This is a genomic window from Mesorhizobium sp. M0048, assembly GCF_040323405.1.
In the GTDB taxonomy this organism is placed as follows: Bacteria; Pseudomonadota; Alphaproteobacteria; order Rhizobiales; family Rhizobiaceae; genus Mesorhizobium.
Genome location: NZ_JAMYUV010000077.1, coordinates 1 through 16,117 on the forward strand (window position 1 = coordinate 1; position 16,117 = coordinate 16,117).

Genomic DNA, 16,117 nt, shown 5'->3' on the forward strand with positions numbered 1-16,117 from the left:
CCCCCCGCCCCCGCGGCGTGGGTTTTTAAAAATAATCGGTCACCACCGATATCACCACTCTGCGGCCCTTGGGGCGCGGCCGCCGGGGCTCCGCGCCCGCCCCGCCCCCCCACCGGCAAAAGGAGGTTGCAATGAGCCGCTACACCATCACTGTCACTGGCACCGTCACCGGACAGGGCCGCTCGGATCCAGACGCTGTCATCGGCTACGATCCACCACTTCGAACCTACTTCCTGCAAGCATTCCCGCACCAAGAAACCGACGAGCCCGGTCTTTGGCTCGGCACCCACGATCGCGCGTTCAAAACGCTTGAGGATCTTCGCCGCGCAGCCATCTCACACGGCTACGACTTCATGCCGCTGTCGCCCAAACTGGCCGCAAAGCTGGTCGACGACAAAGCGGCAGGCAGCGCGCGTCCGGTGCGAGACACAATCCTCGGCGAGGTGCTGAAACACCTCAACCAACCCAAGTAGGCAAGACGTCTCAGGGCCCGCGACGGAACACTCCGTCGCGGGCCCTTTTTTTGCACGTTGCAAAAGAGCCACGAACATCACCCGCTACAGCAAGAGACAGCGACTCCGAACCGCCGATTATTCCTTCGGCAGTTTGTGCTTATGCATGCGGATATAGTCCTGGACAGCCTTTCGCAGCAGTTCGGTCATGCTGTGCCCGTTGCTGATCGCCAGCAACTTGAACTGCCGCTGCTCCACCGCCGTCAAATAGTACCCGCAGCGGATCATCTCCTCCTCGCGGATCTTCTTTCCGGCGATCGGGTCCTTTTTCTGGCCCTGCCGCAGCAGCTTGCGGAAATCGGGCCCAACTGCCGGGGACGGCTCCTGCATCTGTGGCGCAGCTTGCTCTTTGATCCCTGACGGCTCGGCCTTCGGTGGGATGAACATGCTGGGCAGCGCTGGCGGCTGCGTGGAGATGGCCTTCATCATGCGGGCTTTTTTGTCGTCACCGGCTTTCGGCGCGGTTTCTTCACTCATGCCGCGTTCCTTGTGGCTTCGATGAAGGTTTGCAGAAGGTCGTCAAAGACCCCTTCGCTCTCGGCAACCGCCTTCGCGTCAGGCAGCTCGGGGCTGTAAAGGGTCTGCCCGGTCTGAAGGTCGCGGTAGGCAACGCGATTGTGCAGGACGTGTTCTGCAATGGGCGTGCCGTTGGCCTGGATGATGGCGCGCAGTTCGGTCAGGGCTCGCGCCCTGCCATCGATGATGGTCTGCTTGGTCAGCACGAATATCGCAGGCAACGGTCTCCCCCGGCTCTCGACCGCCAGTGGGATGTAGTGGTCGGTGATCTGGATGGCGGCGGTCACATCGTCGAGGGCAAAATAGACCGGCACGACGACAATATCGGCGGCGAAGAGCCCGGCCATGAGGTTATCGTTTGTGGTGCCTTCCGTATCGATCAAGACGACCGAGCGTTCACCGTTGTGAGTGGCTGCGGCGTCGAGGATTTCCTGCGGCGTCATCGCGCTCACCATCGTGAGCCTGTCAGGACGATTGCCAGCCTCGCCCAGCATCTGGAACCAGCGGTGCATGTTCTGCCGCCGGTCTCCGTCGATAAGAGTGACCGAATAGCCCCGATGCAGCGCGACGGATGCGAGGGCGCGCAGCATCGTCGATTTGCCAGTGCCGCCCTTGGGGATCGCAGCGGAGATGATCATGGGGGCCTCGTTCCGGCGTTGTCTCCTTGTTTCCATGTTAACATGGAAACAAATCATCATGGATACATGAAACAAAATCACGGTCAAAACATGGAGCCATTGTCGACGGGGAGAACCGGTTTGGCAACCCAGGCGCGCATCGATAAGGGCTCGCTAAAGGTCCAGTTTTTGCGCAGCTGCTATCAGGTCCGGTGGCCCATCGACTGCGCATTTTCCATCGACTGCGCATTCCGGCTTGCGCATCAGAGGGCTGATGTTTCCATGTTAACATGGAAACAAGTTGTCAACGCATCATAGACACATCGCATCAAATGACGATTGGAACATTTCGCCCGCGCTGGTGAGAAAACGCGCGCCCGTAATTTTCATTCTTTAATTGGCAGGATAGCCTATTTTGTGATACACACAAAATAGGCGGCGCGGCCCTGGCGGGCCTTAGCGCCCGCAAGCGGGCTTGAGATGGATGCAGACCCCCAGAAAGCCGCGGTCAAAAGCGCGTCACGACGCTATGGCGAGGTGACGCACATCCGATTTTCGGCTGACGAGCTGGCCAGTCTAAAAGCCATTGCGAAGCGCGACGGGGTTACCGTCAGCGAGGTCGTCCGGCGTCTCGTGCGGGCAGGGGTCGGGCACCTGCCTATCGCGTCAGAGGCATTGCGGCCGGCGATCGTGGACATGACCGATCAGCTGCGGCGGGTCGGTGTCAATTTCAATCAGGCCATACGCGCGATGAACGACGGCCGTGTTGCCCATGATGAGGATCTTGAGCAGGCGCTGATCGCCGTGGGGGACCTCGTGCGGCAGTTCCGCGACGAACTGAAGGCGATGACCGGGGGGTCCCGCAAGGTGAGGGAGGCCAGGCCATGAGCGGTCGTCTTGCCGGCTACGCGGCCGAAATCGAACGCTATCTGCGGGGCGAGTCCGGCGGGAGGTGGGAGGACCTGGACGATGACAGGTCCGTGAGAGGCGCCGGGCGCTGGGCCGGCGAACTCCAGGCGATGAAGAGTCATGAGCAGACCGGTGGCGGCGGACGCCTCGGGCAAGGACAAGCCGGCTCGCCGGCAGGTGGTGGCAGGAACGCCCCTCGTTCTTCGCCGGGAGGGACAGGTGTGGTGGGGAACTCCGTCTCCAGCAGTGCTCCGAAGTCCGCTGCGGCTAGCTCGCCCAACGCCGCTAGCGCGCCGATCATGGTCTATGGCGCCACGCTCGCCGGTTTCCGGCCGGAAGAGGAGGAGGAGGAGGAAGACTGGAAGCGGCGCGGCGGCGGCGGCCGTGATACCGATCGCCCGAGCGGGACCGGACGAGCGGCGCGGGCGGGCTATCAGGCGCGGGCCGTGGCGGCACGGGCAGGCTATGCGGCGGGTGCGCAGCCTGCTGTGTTCAAGGTCATGCCCAATCCTCCGTCGACCAAGGAAGCCGCCGCTCGGCTGCTCAATTACATCGGAAAGCGCGAGGACGAAAAAGGCGAGAAGCACGACATCGAGATTTTTGACGAGGATGGACAGGTTCTTGCGACAGGCGGCGCACGAAAGGCGTTCCTGGAAACGTTTTGCGAGACGTTCGAACCGCCCTTGGAAAACACCAATTTTCTTGAGGTTCGTTTCGATCTCGCCGGCGAGGTCACCGATGCCGCCTTGAGCGAGGCGTTGAACAAGGCCTTCGGTGCAAAAGCGTTCGTCTATGCGCAGGATGAACAGACGGTGCAGGTTTACGCGCACACCGATGAGCGGGCCGGACCGCTTGCGAGAGTCCTGGCCGGTGGTCGGGAGAATTCGCGCAGCAAGGCGCTCGACAAGATCGAGGCGCGTTTGTCTGAGGCTATGGGCGCGGCGGGGGTGGTCGCCAAGGCAGAGGTGGTGGCGGCCGTCAGCCGTGAACCCAAAGCGAAATATTTCCTGCAGAAGTTCATCCGCACCCACAACCAGGTCCGCAACGCAAATGGCGAGCCTGTGCCTGGGGCGAAGAATTCCACCAAGGCGGCGGCTTCGGTCTACGAACAATGGCGCCCGCAATTTTCGGGGCGTGAGCGCCGCAATGCCTATCACCTGCTTTTCTCGGCAAGAGCCGGCACCGATGCCAACGCCGTCATGGCCGCGGCGCGCGCCGTGATGGAGGAGCGAGCGCCAGGATACAAGTTCGTCCTAGCGCATCACAAGGACACCAAGCACGTCCATATCCATGCGATGGTGCAGGCACGGTCGGCCGACGGCGAGCGCCTGAAATTTTATAAGCCAGATCTGGTCGCCTGGCGCGAGACCTTTGCGGAAAAAGCACGCGAGAACGGCATCGCGATGGTGGCGACGCGGCGCATGGATCATGCGATGACGCGGCCATTCACGAGGGAGCATGCCGGAGCCTACAACCGTGCCCAGAGCGATCCGCGCTACCAGGTCAGCGCCAGGACGATCGAGCGGGTGGAGGCCAAGCGGCAACGCCGTTTGGATGGACAATCCCTTGTCGTGAACGGCGATGCAATCGCTGCCGCATGGCAAAAGACTGTGACGACGATGCAGACCGCGGGCGTGGTCGGTCAGGCTCTCACGGCAGCGGAGTCGATCGGCAACAATTTTCTGCAGTTCCGTCGCGATCGGACGGGGGAGGGGCAACCAGGTCCTGCCGCGGGTCGCGGAGCGGATCAATCGGGGCAGAAGTCTTTCCTGTCCCATCCCGGTATGAGAGAATTGAATGCACTGATAGGAGATTTGAACATGGCGCAAACCCCCTTGGAAATGCGGCGTCAGATGGCCCGCGTCAATCAGGCTCTGGACAACATGCGCGAGACGCTGCCGCCGGCGCATCAAGGGCAGTTCGAACAGTATCGTGAAGAGGTCAACGACAAGATGCATGACCGTCTGGCGCGGCTGCAATTCGAGCGGCAGCAACAGCGTCGTGGTGGTGGCGGCGGCGAGCCGATCCCCGAGCGCGAGGCGCGAGGGCGAGACCTTCCGACTCGGGACGATCCCCGCCAGCCGGAGCAGCCGCGCGCCGGCACCGAGCAGGAGATGAGAGCCAAGCAGAAGGACGCGAACAAACAGAAGGCTCAGCAGGCGGAAGAGCAGGACCGCAAGACCCAGCGCTCAAATGATAACGATTACGAGCGCTGAACAAAGATCGCTTGCCGGCCCTTTAAGGCGCGGGAGAGTGCAGGCAAATGTCGCCGAGGCTCGTTCGTGCTTTGAAGGTTCAGGGTCACGCATGTCATTGCGGCGCATTATATTGAAATGTTGCTACCTGCCGCAACGCGGGTGGTCAGATGCTGGTCGCGTTTCCGGCGAGCCGAAGCATTTGTCTCTCGAGGTCACCCGTTGGGATCCAGCATCGGCAGCTTCGTCGGGACAAGTTAGATGCTATTGGGATTTGGCTGCCGCGGCCGCGAGCATCGCCTGTCCCACTTCAACAGCGCCTTGAGCGGTCAGGGTCTCGCCGGCGTTCTGGATGTCGCGCAGCTCTTTGTTCTGACTGAGCTTGAATTTTCCAGCCAGGCTGGTGATCTCGATCTCCAAGGCCACGATCGCTTTGGCCATTGTGTCAATGAAATCCTTCGGCGCGTCGCCCATCTTCCACGGGGCCGGCTGGTTGGCCTCGTGCATGTGAGTGAGCTTCGCAACGTTGCGGCGCACATAGCGCTCATCGTCCCGGACGGTGATGCGACCATGGGCGTGGGCAACGAGATAGTTCCAGGTCGGCACCTGCTTATGGAATTCGTGCTTGCTGGGATACCAGTTCGGCGAGATGTAGGCGTCGGCCGCTCGGAAGACGACGAGGACCTCATCGCCATTGGCAACCTCAGTCCAGACCGGGTTTTTACGGGCGACATGGCAATTGAGGACGCCCTTGTCGCCCTTTGAGCGGTCGAGCTCGAAGGGGATATGGTTGGCGTCGAGTGAGCCATTGCTGTGGGTGATCAGGATACCAAACGGGTGTTTTTCGATAAGATCGAAGAGGGCGTTCTGATCGGGCACGGCGAAATGCGGAGGAACGTACAAAGGTGGATCTCCTGTTGAAGGGCAGTTGTCAGTGGTCGGCGAGGTCTTGCGAAACAGCAACGGGCGACTTCGCTGCCTGCGACGAGGGTGCCGGAACCCGCTGTCCGCCGCGTTCAAGAACCGCCATCGAGAAGTGGGCGGGCACGTCAGATGCCGCGGCATACGAGTGGGGTTGATCTGTAACGAGGCGCGCACTCTCGCCTGCATCTAGAATGATCTCGTGGCTGCCTACCGTGACCTTAAGCGAACCCTGGGTAACCGAGAGCAGTTCGCGCGTATCGGGACTGTGCGCATCGGCGGCAAACACATCACCCGGCATGAGGACCCAGCTCCAAAGTTCGAACATCGTGCGTCCCGAGGTCGATGTGTGAAGCTGTGCCCGGCCGCCTTTGCCGCTTGTCCAAAGCGTCCTGGACACGCTCCGTTCGATCGGAAGGTCGGGGGCTATGGAAGGCGCCTCGTTCAGCAGATCGGCAACCGATAGCGAAAACGCCGCCGCCAGACGGCAAAGGATGCCGATACTCGGGTTTGCCTTACCCTGTTCAAGCGCGACAACCGTCCCTTTCGAGAGGCCGGTCAGTTTGGCCAGTCGATCAAGAGTCAGGTTTTGATCGCGTCTCAGATCCTGAATCCGGATCGCAATCGCATGGCCGAGCGCCTGCTCAGTCTCTAAAGGTGTCGGGGTGTCGGTCATTATATTGACTTCGGTTCGCTCGTAGCCTAAGGTCAATATAATGACCGGCGCAAAATTGCAACCGCGCCATAAACAGGAATTGGCCAGTGCGCTTTGAAACGAAGGCTATCCATAGCGGTCGAGCTGTCGATCCATCGACCGGCGCGGTTTCATTACCGCTTCATACCAGCACGACGTTTGAGCGCGGTGCCGACGGCTCGTTTCCGTTTGAGTTCGAGTATACTCGCGATGCAAATCCGACGCGCAATGCATTCGAGTCGGCGATGGCCGCGCTCGAGGGAGGATACGAAGGCATCGCCTTTGCGTCGGGCATGGCTGCAATCGCTGCGGTATTTGAGAGCCATCCCTCGACGGGACGGATCGTTCTTCCTGACGACATGTATTTTGGCATCCGCTCGCTGATTGACGAAACCGATATCGGGTCTCGCTTCGACTTCGCCGCGGTCGATATGCGCGATCTGGATGCGGTGCGCGCCGCGGTCACGTCACAGCGGACTGGCCTCGTATGGGTCGAGACGCCGTCAAACCCGATGATCCGCGTTGTCGAGATTCCGGCCATCTGCAAAATCGCGCACGACGCAGGTGCCTTGGCGGTGGTGGACAACACGTGGGCCACGCCCGTGCTTCAGCGGCCGCTTGAACTTGGGGCGGACGCGGTCATGCACTCGGCAACAAAGTACATTGGCGGCCATTCCGATTTGATGGCGGGCGTCGTTGTTGTCCCGCAACCGTCGCCACTCGGACGGCCGCTACGGATGGTCCAGAAACACAAGGGCAGTGTCGCAGCGCCCTTCGACTGCTGGCTTGCATTGCGGGGCCTGCAGACATTGCCGGTACGCATGCGCGCGCATTGCGAAGGCGCCCAGAAGGTTGCTGACGCCTTGGCATCTCATCCGCGCGTCGAAAAAGTACTCTTTCCTGGCCTGCAAACTGATCCGGGACACGATCTCGCTAAGCGGCAAATGAGCGGTTACGGAGCGATGCTTTCCTTTATCGTCGAAGGTGGAACCGATGCCGCGATGGCGGTGGCCGGCAGCCTCCAGCTTGTCGTCCGGGCGACAAGCCTGGGCGGGACGCACTCTCTGATCGAGCATCGGGCATCTGTCGAGGGTGCGAAGTCCAAGGCGCCAGGCGGATTGCTGCGAATGTCCGTTGGGCTCGAGCACCATCAGGACATTATCGACGACCTGATGCAGGCTCTCAGTGCGACGTCTGGGGGCGTAGTCCCCGAAATGAATCAGGCGTAAGAGACCGGCGAAAGATCCAAGATGCTCGACCACCTGAACCACCTGCTAATTGTCTATACGGCCTACGTCGTTGCAGCGGGGAGCCCGGGTCCCAGCACAATGCGGATCATGGGAACGGCAATGCAGCAAGGGCGCCAAGCAGCCCTTGCTTTGTCAGCCGGCGTCGTCACCGGATCGATTTTTTGGGGCATCATGGCGGCGACAGGCATCTCCGCGCTTTTGGCAAGCTACGCCCAGGCGCTCGTGATTGTAAAGGTTCTCGGAGGCTGTTATCTGCTCTATTTAGCTTTCAAGGCAGGAAGGGGTGCTCTGACACCGGACCAGCATGATGCCACGCCCAGTACAGCGCGCCGGCCGATCTCAGGGCTCCGTCTCTACAGGCGCGGATTGCTGATGCACCTCAGCAATCCGAAATCGATTCTCGCCTGGATTGCACTGGTGACGCTAGGGCTTGGACCGGACGCCTCGCCTACGGATGTCACCGTCATCCTTGCAGGATGCGCAGCGCTTAGCGTCACAATGTTCTGCGGGTATGCCGTCCTGTTTTCCACGCAGCCCATGGTCAGAATCTACCGGCGTGCGCGGCGAGGCATTGAAGTTGTTTTAGCCGTCGCCTTTGGTTTTGCGGGGCTGCGGCTCCTGCTTTGGCGAACCTGAAAGAATCTCTTGAACAACTGCCTCGCGACGAGTAGCGGGAGCGAGGGGGTCAAGTCCCGAGGTGGAGGGCATCTCTGGCACCGCTTTACGTGGCGGCTGGCGCATCAAAAATGCGCCCTGTTACGGTTGCGCGGGAGGCTCACTATCGGCGATCGCCGTGGATTGCTCGGGCTAATCGACTAGATCAGGCAGAACATCTTCGACGATGCTCAGATTTCGATCGAAAGTCTCGGTGTCGGATGCGTTGGCGCGCAGAGATCGCACCTTATTCAGGATCGCTGCAACCGCCGCTTCCTTGTCGGGCGCTATGCGTGTTGTCACCGCTTTGGCCGCCAAAGCGGAAAAATCTATGGCTGCATAGACTGGTACGGCTGCGGCGTCGGCTGTCGGCCGTTCTTTTGCGATTGCGCGCCGGCCCCGCTGCGGAGCCATACGGCCAGCTTTTGCGGCGAATGTCGCGCCGCGCCGCAGGCGTATCTGTAAGAGGCCTGAGCGGTACGCAGGTGCTGTCGGCACAATCGTCGGCAGCGCAGGACTTGGAGCCGCCGCAGAAGCGTTGAACGCTGGGCTTTTCGTGCGGGAAACCTCGATAGAGGTCGGCAGCGGCATGAACGCGCGTTTTGCGAGCTGGCCGTCGGCGAAATAGAAATTGCGCGTGCCGAGGATTGGCAGTTCGCCACGCGGCAATATGATGACCTTGTTCTTGTCGAGCGTACGGATTTCATCTGGCCGCATCAGGGGCCGCCGCACTTCCTTGCGGTGCTCCGAGCGCGTGTAATAAGTGTCGAACAACGTTGCCTTGGTGCGCGTCACGTCCTTCTGCACGTCCGACGTTTCGCCGAGCTGCTCGGAAACGTAGCGCAGATCGTCCGCGTCCTGCGCACCGAAAAAGATCTGCACGCGAGCCGCGTTGATAAGTGTCTTGCGCCCCTCCTGGCGATAGATCTCGTCTACAGCCTTCAGCGACTGCACGAAAAACCACATCGAAACACCGTTGCCGCCGAGCACACTCGCCATTTCGGTGACGTTCTCGAGCTTGCCGAGGTTCTGGAACTCGTCGAGCAGCACAAGCACCGGATGCTCTCCCGGCTGCGGCAGACTTTCCGACATGAAGTTCATCATCTGCGTAATCAGGACGTTGAACAACGGTCCAAGCGACGTAATCTGCTCGCGCCGCACGTCGAGGTAGAGAGACATCCGGTCGCACTTGAGCCTGCGAATATCGAACGTGCTGCGCGACGTAGCTCGCATCAGGCGCTCGTTGAGAAAGGGGGCCATGCCGGTACGTACGCCGGCGTAGATTCCGGAAAACTGCCGCTCAGACATCTCGAAATATGGCAGCAGGGTTTGCAGGGTGAAATGCGAGCATTCGCGGCGGCGTTCCTCGCGCAGCGAGCCGATGAACTCCAGCAGCGGCTGCTCGGCGCCGTTCATGATCTCGAGGATTGTGGCAAAGGTCTTCTTGTCGTTCGGGATCGCTGGCGATTCCATGACGAGGGACGCTATGCCGGTAAAAAGGAGGCGGGCGTCATTAACCCAATACGGGTCTGAATTTGAGGGCGGTCGCGGAAACAGCGCCGCAGCGACATTGCGAAGGTCAATGTCGCGCTGCGCCGAATCCAGTGAAATAAAGTCCATGGGATTGTAGCATGCGGTATTGCCGTCGGGATCAGCTGGCGCGAAACGCACCACGCGGCTCATGGTTGAACGGTAGCCGGCGGTGGCCGCATAGGTCTCGCCACGCAGGTCGAGAACGACGAGCGAATGCGGCCAGGTCAGGGCGTTCGGGATGATGAGAGAAGTGCCTTTACCGGAGCGCGGCGGCCCTATGACGAAGCCGCCGACATCATCGCCCTCAATCCACAATTTCTTACCGCCGATCAGCCTGCGCTGCGTCAGGCGGATCTTGCCGGAGCGCTGATCGCGGCTGGGCGACAGAATTCCGGCAAGCCTGCCGCCGGCTCGACCGACGAAGACGCCGCCAACTTTCGTCAGGCCGGTTTTCGATACGTCGCTCATCGTCATGAAGCGAGAGTCATTGCGCTTTCTCGGGCGCATGAGAATCAGGCCGACCAGTGGCGCAAGAAACCCCAATGCCCCTGCGGCAACGGCGTATTGCACCCGGCCAAGATCCCTCGCCATCGTGTCCGCCCAGGCCTGACGAACGACCGGCAAGGGATTGACGTTCAGCTGGTCGAACAGGACGTGGGAGCCGGTCCGGTACCAATCAGTCGCGGCATAGGCGACCGTGAAGAGCAGGACGCCTAGGGCCATCGCCATAAGCATCATGAAAATTGCTGTTGCGACTTTCTGGATGGATGGGCCCCCGCTAGATTGTCTCCGCCTTGGTGAACTTGATCTCGCTGATGCCGCGCCGTCCGCCTTCGGTGCGGACCATCTGAACGACCACCGGAATGACCTCGCGCAGATAGTCGAGGATTTCGCTTCGTGAGAGGCCCGAACTGCCCTGCATGACCATCAGCGCCAGCCGCTCGTAGGCGGACCGGGCGGAATTGGCATGAACGGTGGTGAGCGAACCCGGATGGCCGGTGTTGATCGCCTGGAGAAACGCGAAGGTCTCAGCGCCGCGCAACTCGCCCAATAGCAGACGGTCGGGTCGCATGCGAAGCGACGCCTCAAGCAGCTGTTGCGCGGAGACCTTGGCAAGGCCCTGGTCGCCCTTCGAGGCTATCAGGGTGACGTTGTTGGGAGCCGGCAGCCTCAGTTCGCGGGTGTCTTCGATCGTGATGATCCGTTCATGGGCCGGGATCTCCTTCAGGAGCGCATTCAAAAACGTCGTCTTGCCGGTCGACGTGCCGCCTGAAACGACGATCGAGACACGGTTGCGCACCGCATATTGCAGGAAGTCCATCGGCGACGTGTCGTGCAACATCTCGACAAGCCGCTTTTCTTCGGCCGAAAGCGCCAGGCCGCTGCCCATCGCCGTGTTTTCGAATGCGCCGAGATCCTTGTAGGCAGCGAGGCTCATATCCATGATGACCTGCTTGCGGATCGAGATCGCCCCGCCTTCGGGAGCCGCTGGCGGCAAGATGCACTGGATGCGCTCACCCGAGGGTAGCGCGGCCGACAGGACCGGCTTTTCTTCGTTGATGACCTGATTTGTCGCCGAGGCAACGCCGGTCGAGATATGCCTAATCCAGCCGGGCGTGACCTCGCGCTTGACGACGTGCTCCATTTCCTTCGCGCCAAGGCGTTCGATGAACAATTCACCGGGCCTGTTGATCGCAATCTCGGACACCGCATCTTCGTTCAAATAGGACCATATCGGCTCTAGATGAGCGCGCAGGACCGGGGCTCTCGCCCATGGATCGGAGAGGGGATGCACGGCATTCATTTCACCGGGCTCCCGTAGCCGGGATAGAAATGATCCTTCGGCGTCCCGTAGAGAGGCGTCGGATCGATCGCCGTCTTCGGTCGCCCACCGGCCTTCAGACGGGCAACTTCTTCCTGAAAGGGATCGGCGTACAAATCCGAGAAATCGAGATCTCGCCGCACCAGCACGACAATCGATGTGCCCTGGTCGACGTAGACTGTCGGGCCAATATTCTGCGTGTCGCGAAACGCCTCTTGAGTGAGTTGTTGCAAGGCGGTCGATGACTTATCGAACGCGATGCTGCGGGCGTCGCGCTGCGAGCCATTGCCACCATAAGTTACGGTGGTGGTCTCACCGGTTACCGGATCGACCGTCGACACCTGGCGCTGTTGTCCATTCTGGCTGCTATCGGAAAGCGAGGACAGATATTCAGAGACACCACCAACGACGGAAAGCATGATGGCGTTGCCGTAGCGTTCAAGCCAGTGCGTATCGACACGGCCGGCCATGCCACCCCGGCCGAGCGCGTCGGCCCCGGGCGACTTGATATCAACGGAAATGCCGTCCGAGCGGATGACCCTGCTCCAGACGATGAAAACACGCTTTTGACCGCGCGCAAGCCCCGAGCGGTATTCCCCGGTCAGGCGCGAGCCCTTCGGAATGAGGATCCGCCTGCCGTCGAGCGAGAAGACATCCTCACGCACGACAGCGCGCACGGCGCCAGGTAGGTCGGTGTTGACGGCGGTTTCCAAATAGCCGCGAATGATCGTTCCTTCGGGGATCAACGCGTCGGTACGTCGGAACGCCCTGGCTTTGACGATGCCGGAAGAACTTGCCTCAGACTGCGCCAAGAATGCCTTGTTGGGATCACTGTCGGCGCCGGGGACCGGGATGATCTGACCGTCGGGAGCAATTTCGACCTGCGCCGCCTGGGCGCCGGCATCCGTCGAGGCGGTTTGATCACTCGTCACCATCTGGTTCGACCGCAGGCGTTCCCACACCGCTTTTTCGCGCTCGGCGGCCTCTGCCTTACGGCGAGCCTCGTCCTCCGCCGCGGCCTTGCGGCGGGCTTCTTCCGCCTCTGCCTTGCGGCGAGCCTCCTCGGCCGCCATTTGCGCCTCCAGCGCGCGCCGCTGCGCATCGAGATCCACGCCCTCCTGCACGGTCTGATCGACATTATCGGCCTGTTGCGTGCCGCCCTGGTCGGCGGCCGGTGGCGGCACCACGATCTGGTCGACCGTGCCGTCGGCAGGTTGCGGCGGTTCGTTCAACGCCGGCGGGCGGAACTCGGGCGGGTTGAAGTTTTCCTCGCCATCGCTGCGAAGATCGCGCGATACAGGCTCCCGGGGCCAGTTCAGCCATATCAGCGCGCCTACCAGCACTACGCCGAGGCTGACCAGGGCGATCCTGGTACCGACGCCCGCACCACGGCGAGCGACCGTCGGGCTACCATCCAGTTGGTTATAATCGATCTGGGACATTAGCGCCCTCCGCTGGATCCGAACAGGGTGGAACCGCGTGTCAGTTTCGTTGGACCGTAGACTTGCTCGACGGGATCGATAGCGTTGGGTCGCGCCCGGTTGTAGAGGCAGAGCGTCTTGCCATCGGCCCGCAAGGTGAATTGCCGCGCGACCTTGTCGATGACTGTGTATTTGCCCTGCGTGCGAACGTTGACCAGCGACTCATGGCGCTTGTCGTCGACAACGAAAATAGCCGGAATGTCGCCCTTGAACTCCAGAAACACCTTGGTGCCGTCGTCGAATACGGTGCGCGGCTTCAAGCTGTCGTCGCCCTTGTAGGCGTAGTCGTAATTGAGATCGGCATAATTCAGATCCTTCAAATCCGGATCGGCGGCGCTCTCCTTGGCCTGTGAGAGCAGGAGCGCGTTGATATCCTCGTCCGGGTATTTGAACCGAACCTGGAAGGATGCCCGGTCACGGCTGTTGTCAGTCGCCTGCAGCAGCAGGGAATAGACGCGCCGGTTGGTGACCACGTTGACATTGGTCCACGCATCGCGCTCCAGCGGCTTGACGAACAGAAATCGCGATCCGCGTTTGGGGATGATCGACCAGCCTTTCGTGTCGCCGGCGGAAACGGTTTCGATGACTTCGGTCGGGCTGAGCTCGACCATCGTCGAAATGCCAAGAGCGGCGCGCACCGAGGTTACGTCGTCATTGTTGAAGGTGACATATCGGATGCGGCCGTCGCGTGCGGCCGCGTTGTGGGTAATGCCGAGGAAAAGGGCGGCCGACAGGGCGAGGCCCATGCGCCATCTCATTGCAGGCTTCCCGCGGCCGGCGCCGATTCCTGGTCGCGGCGGTAATCCGTAACCTGAAATCCCAACGGGTTGTCGAAACGCCATTCGTTCTTGAGCGGCGTTGAGGTGTAGCGGAACTTTATCACCGCCACCCAATTGTCGGCGGTGGACGAATTGTCCCGGCGCGTCGTCGTGGCAAAGCGCACCGAGGCCGTGTTGCGATTGAGCAGGGAAACGGACTTGATCTCGACCGAGACAGTGACATTGCGGCCAAAAATCTTGTCGAGCGATTGTGGATTTGCAGGCGTATAAAGCCACGTCAAATCCTTGGATGCCGCGTCGGTGGAGTAGAGCTGGGCCAGGTCGTAATTCTGTTTCAGTTCACGGGAATCGTAGGTTTCGCGGGCCCTGATATAGCGCACCAGATTGGCCGCCGTGACGGCCTCGTTCTGGGACAAATCGCCAGGCTTCAGCGCGCGCATGATCTCGAGGTAGCCCGTCGATTTGTCGACCTCGACAACATACGGTTCGAACTGCCGGAGCGGCAGGATCAGCACGAGCGCCAGCAGCGACAGCATCGCAACCAATCCGGAAACGCCGCTGACGATCCAGGCCAATGTGCGCGATCGGCGCATTGACCGGTGCGTGTCATCTTCCCAGGTCGCGCCAGCCCTGTAATAGCGCTTGTCGACGAGTTCGCTGCTGCGGTCAGCAGCCGTTTCCACTGGCATTGTCACGTTACTATTGCCTCGTTTGCGCGACGCATTCTGATCCACGCCGCGATCGGTGATCGTTGTGTTCTCGTTTAGGCCAGAGGCCTGGAGTTATCGCGCGCACCTTGCTGGATGGCGGACCGGGTTGCGGCATCCGCCCTCGCTGCTCGCGAAGTTCGAAAACTGTTTGCCGCGAGCTGCCGGGCGCCCAGAGCGGCGCGGCCGGCGACCCATCGTGCACCGGAGTAGCGCACAGCGTTTCTGCCGAAGTTTCTATAAGGATTGTATGCTCCCACGGTGCTGAGATATCCGCCGCCATTCAGGATCGAAGCAATCGAAGGTATCTGCATGAGAACGTAGATGCCGATGATCGTCACCAGCACCAACGGCAGCACCAGCGACATTTTGCTGTCCATGGTCGCTCCGCCGGACGTGGCGGTGTTCAGCGCCGCATTGACGAGCGAGAAGTAGAAACCGAGAAAGCCGTAGATCAGGATTTGCTGGATCATCAGGAAGGTGCTCAGCGAAAGGAAGCCTTCGCTCATGCGCGAGGACCATCGGTAAAGCCAGAGAACGATCCATATCGGCGCCAAGGCCAGCGTGATGAACAACATCACCTTGGCGGCGATGATCGCGGCAATGGCAAGCGCTGCGAAGATGATGGCAGACAGCAGGACGAGCAGCGACAAGAGCGCGCCAAAAATGTCATAGAAGGATCCGCTATAGACCTGATTGGCGACGTCCTGCGCCCCTTGGTAGAGATTGTCGATCAGCGCTGGAATTGCCGCCTGATCGCTGAGCTGATTGCCGGTGGCCCGCGACACGGCGCCGACGATCACCTTACCGACCTCGTCTGGAATGCTTTGCACGAGCTGATAGATCGTCGCGGAAAATGTGCCCCATCTGGTCAGCAGCAGATAGATGATGACGGCGCGGCCGAGGCGATAGGCCGCTTCGATTGGCGAAATCGACTCACGCCCGCTCAAAATCGAATAGCCCCACCACACGATATAAAGGGTCAGCATCAGCGTGAAGACGTTGCCCATCGCATTGCCCAACTGCATATAGACGGTGCGAACGAAGTCCTCGCCGATGTTGTCAATGCCACCGAGGATGCTTGCGGCGAGACCGTTCATGGATCCTCGTCAATGATGCTGGCGAACGGCGTTGAATTGACCGGCTTCAGCGCGCCGCATTCGTCGGTGTGGGCATACGCCAAAGGCCCGCACGGAGCTTTCAGTTCGCGATTAGCGCATCCAAAAAGCCCCGCGCCGAGCCCAATCACAACGCATATGCGCAGGACTCGCCTCGACAAGCGCTCAGCCCCCGCTCTTGCCGAATTCCGCGAATGGATTGACGGTGCGCGGCGTCATCATCTTTTGCACCTGGCTCTGGCGAAGAAGATCTCCCTTCAGCTTCTCATTCAGGGCCGCGACCGCACCGTTCTGCACGCCGATCAGTTCGTTGACCGCGCGCGCGTTTTCCAGCTGCATTCGTGTGTTCTGGTCCACCGATCCCTTGACGTCCTGCGACTGCCCGATTTGGCCACTCGCGGACTGCAGA

The 16,117-nt window shown here is 60.8% G+C and carries 15 protein-coding genes and 1 pseudogene; 5 read left to right on the top strand and 11 right to left on the bottom strand.

Translation table 11 applies throughout. The annotated features are described in order from the left end of the window. Window positions 1-131 precede the first annotated feature (131 nt). Entirely contained in the window at window positions 132-473 is a 342-nt protein-coding gene (locus tag NKJ84_RS31340) for a hypothetical protein (RefSeq protein WP_352509733.1), read from the top strand. A 117-nt stretch (window positions 474-590) separates the two neighbouring features. Here NKJ84_RS31340 and NKJ84_RS31345 read toward each other — a convergent pair whose 3' ends face one another. Continuing rightward, window positions 591-989, bottom strand: a complete 399-nt coding sequence (locus tag NKJ84_RS31345; RefSeq protein ID WP_352509735.1) for a hypothetical protein — start codon at window positions 987-989, stop codon at window positions 591-593. Then, window positions 986-1,747: a nucleotide-binding protein gene (locus NKJ84_RS31350; protein ID WP_352509754.1), complete on the bottom strand. Its 762-nt coding sequence runs from the start codon at window positions 1,745-1,747 to the stop codon at window positions 986-988. Before NKJ84_RS31350 ends, NKJ84_RS31345 begins: the two co-directional genes overlap by 4 nt. A 378-nt stretch (window positions 1,748-2,125) precedes the next feature. On the opposite strand from NKJ84_RS31350, the gene NKJ84_RS31355 reads away from it, so the two are divergent. Together NKJ84_RS31355 and NKJ84_RS31360 are read left to right on the top strand one after the other, a co-directional pair. After that, on the top strand, window positions 2,126-2,533 hold the full coding sequence (locus NKJ84_RS31355) for a plasmid mobilization protein (protein WP_352509736.1): 408 nt from the start codon (window positions 2,126-2,128) through the stop codon (window positions 2,531-2,533). A 704-nt stretch (window positions 2,534-3,237) separates the two neighbouring features. Next, window positions 3,238-4,770: a relaxase/mobilization nuclease domain-containing protein gene (locus NKJ84_RS31360; RefSeq protein ID WP_352509738.1), complete on the top strand. Its 1,533-nt coding sequence runs from the start codon at window positions 3,238-3,240 to the stop codon at window positions 4,768-4,770. Between the two features lie 243 nt (window positions 4,771-5,013). Here NKJ84_RS31360 and NKJ84_RS31365 read toward each other — a convergent pair whose 3' ends face one another. Beyond that, a complete protein-coding gene (locus NKJ84_RS31365) occupies window positions 5,014-5,712 on the bottom strand; it encodes an FMN-binding negative transcriptional regulator (protein ID WP_352509740.1) in 699 nt (232 codons plus the stop codon). After that, window positions 5,681-6,346 carry a helix-turn-helix domain-containing protein gene (locus NKJ84_RS31370; protein ID WP_352509742.1) on the bottom strand — a complete coding sequence of 222 codons (666 nt, stop codon included), beginning with the start codon at window positions 6,344-6,346 and terminating at the stop codon, window positions 5,681-5,683. Before NKJ84_RS31370 ends, NKJ84_RS31365 begins: the two co-directional genes overlap by 32 nt. Before the next feature lie 86 nt (window positions 6,347-6,432). Between NKJ84_RS31370 and NKJ84_RS31375 the strand changes: the two genes are divergently transcribed. Next, window positions 6,433-7,593 carry a trans-sulfuration enzyme family protein gene (locus NKJ84_RS31375; RefSeq protein WP_352509743.1) on the top strand — a complete coding sequence of 387 codons (1,161 nt, stop codon included), beginning with the start codon at window positions 6,433-6,435 and terminating at the stop codon, window positions 7,591-7,593. Window positions 7,594-7,614: 21 nt separating this feature from the next. After that, window positions 7,615-8,250: a LysE family translocator gene (locus tag NKJ84_RS31380; RefSeq protein ID WP_352509745.1), complete on the top strand. Its 636-nt coding sequence runs from the start codon at window positions 7,615-7,617 to the stop codon at window positions 8,248-8,250. 171 nt (window positions 8,251-8,421) lie between these two features. Here NKJ84_RS31380 and NKJ84_RS31385 read toward each other — a convergent pair whose 3' ends face one another. The 7 genes and pseudogenes from NKJ84_RS31385 to NKJ84_RS31415 form a co-directional block, all read right to left on the bottom strand. Next, complete coding sequence (locus tag NKJ84_RS31385; protein ID WP_352509747.1) at window positions 8,422-10,539, bottom strand: type IV secretory system conjugative DNA transfer family protein; 2,118 nt, start codon at window positions 10,537-10,539, stop codon at window positions 8,422-8,424. A 40-nt stretch (window positions 10,540-10,579) separates the two neighbouring features. Beyond that, complete coding sequence (gene virB11 / locus NKJ84_RS31390; RefSeq protein ID WP_352509749.1) at window positions 10,580-11,605, bottom strand: P-type DNA transfer ATPase VirB11; 1,026 nt, start codon at window positions 11,603-11,605, stop codon at window positions 10,580-10,582. After that, on the bottom strand, window positions 11,602-13,065 hold the full coding sequence (virB10, locus tag NKJ84_RS31395) for a type IV secretion system protein VirB10 (RefSeq protein WP_352509750.1): 1,464 nt from the start codon (window positions 13,063-13,065) through the stop codon (window positions 11,602-11,604). Before virB10 ends, virB11 begins: the two co-directional genes overlap by 4 nt. Beyond that, window positions 13,065-13,862, bottom strand: a complete 798-nt coding sequence (locus NKJ84_RS31400) for a TrbG/VirB9 family P-type conjugative transfer protein (protein ID WP_352509751.1) — start codon at window positions 13,860-13,862, stop codon at window positions 13,065-13,067. Before NKJ84_RS31400 ends, virB10 begins: the two co-directional genes overlap by 1 nt. Beyond that, a complete protein-coding gene (locus tag NKJ84_RS31405; RefSeq protein WP_352509755.1) occupies window positions 13,859-14,572 on the bottom strand; it encodes a VirB8 family type IV secretion system protein in 714 nt (237 codons plus the stop codon). The genes NKJ84_RS31400 and NKJ84_RS31405 overlap by 4 nt, the downstream gene beginning before the upstream one ends. Window positions 14,573-14,646: 74 nt before the next feature. Beyond that, window positions 14,647-15,690, bottom strand: a complete 1,044-nt coding sequence (locus NKJ84_RS31410; protein ID WP_352509753.1) for a TrbL/VirB6 family protein — start codon at window positions 15,688-15,690, stop codon at window positions 14,647-14,649. Between the two features lie 183 nt (window positions 15,691-15,873). Continuing rightward, window positions 15,874-16,117 (bottom strand): annotated as a pseudogene (locus tag NKJ84_RS31415) (hypothetical protein); the annotation flags it as partial.

Bases quoted from the DNA above. Each gene is read 5' to 3' on its own strand.
- NKJ84_RS31340 (WP_352509733.1), top strand. From the start codon at position 132: ATGAGCCGCTACACCATCACTGTCACTGGCACCGTCACCGGACAGGGC.
- NKJ84_RS31345 (WP_352509735.1), bottom strand. From the start codon at position 989: ATGAGTGAAGAAACCGCGCCGAAAGCCGGTGACGACAAAAAAGCCCGC.
- NKJ84_RS31355 (WP_352509736.1), top strand. From the start codon at position 2,126: ATGGATGCAGACCCCCAGAAAGCCGCGGTCAAAAGCGCGTCACGACGC.
- NKJ84_RS31370 (WP_352509742.1), bottom strand. From the start codon at position 6,346: ATGACCGACACCCCGACACCTTTAGAGACTGAGCAGGCGCTCGGCCAT.
- NKJ84_RS31380 (WP_352509745.1), top strand. From the start codon at position 7,615: ATGCTCGACCACCTGAACCACCTGCTAATTGTCTATACGGCCTACGTC.
- NKJ84_RS31385 (WP_352509747.1), bottom strand. From the start codon at position 10,539: ATGATGCTTATGGCGATGGCCCTAGGCGTCCTGCTCTTCACGGTCGCC.
- virB11 (WP_352509749.1), bottom strand. From the start codon at position 11,605: ATGAATGCCGTGCATCCCCTCTCCGATCCATGGGCGAGAGCCCCGGTC.
- virB10 (WP_352509750.1), bottom strand. From the start codon at position 13,065: ATGTCCCAGATCGATTATAACCAACTGGATGGTAGCCCGACGGTCGCT.
- NKJ84_RS31400 (WP_352509751.1), bottom strand. From the start codon at position 13,862: ATGAGATGGCGCATGGGCCTCGCCCTGTCGGCCGCCCTTTTCCTCGGC.
- NKJ84_RS31405 (WP_352509755.1), bottom strand. From the start codon at position 14,572: ATGCCAGTGGAAACGGCTGCTGACCGCAGCAGCGAACTCGTCGACAAG.
- NKJ84_RS31410 (WP_352509753.1), bottom strand. From the start codon at position 15,690: ATGAACGGTCTCGCCGCAAGCATCCTCGGTGGCATTGACAACATCGGC.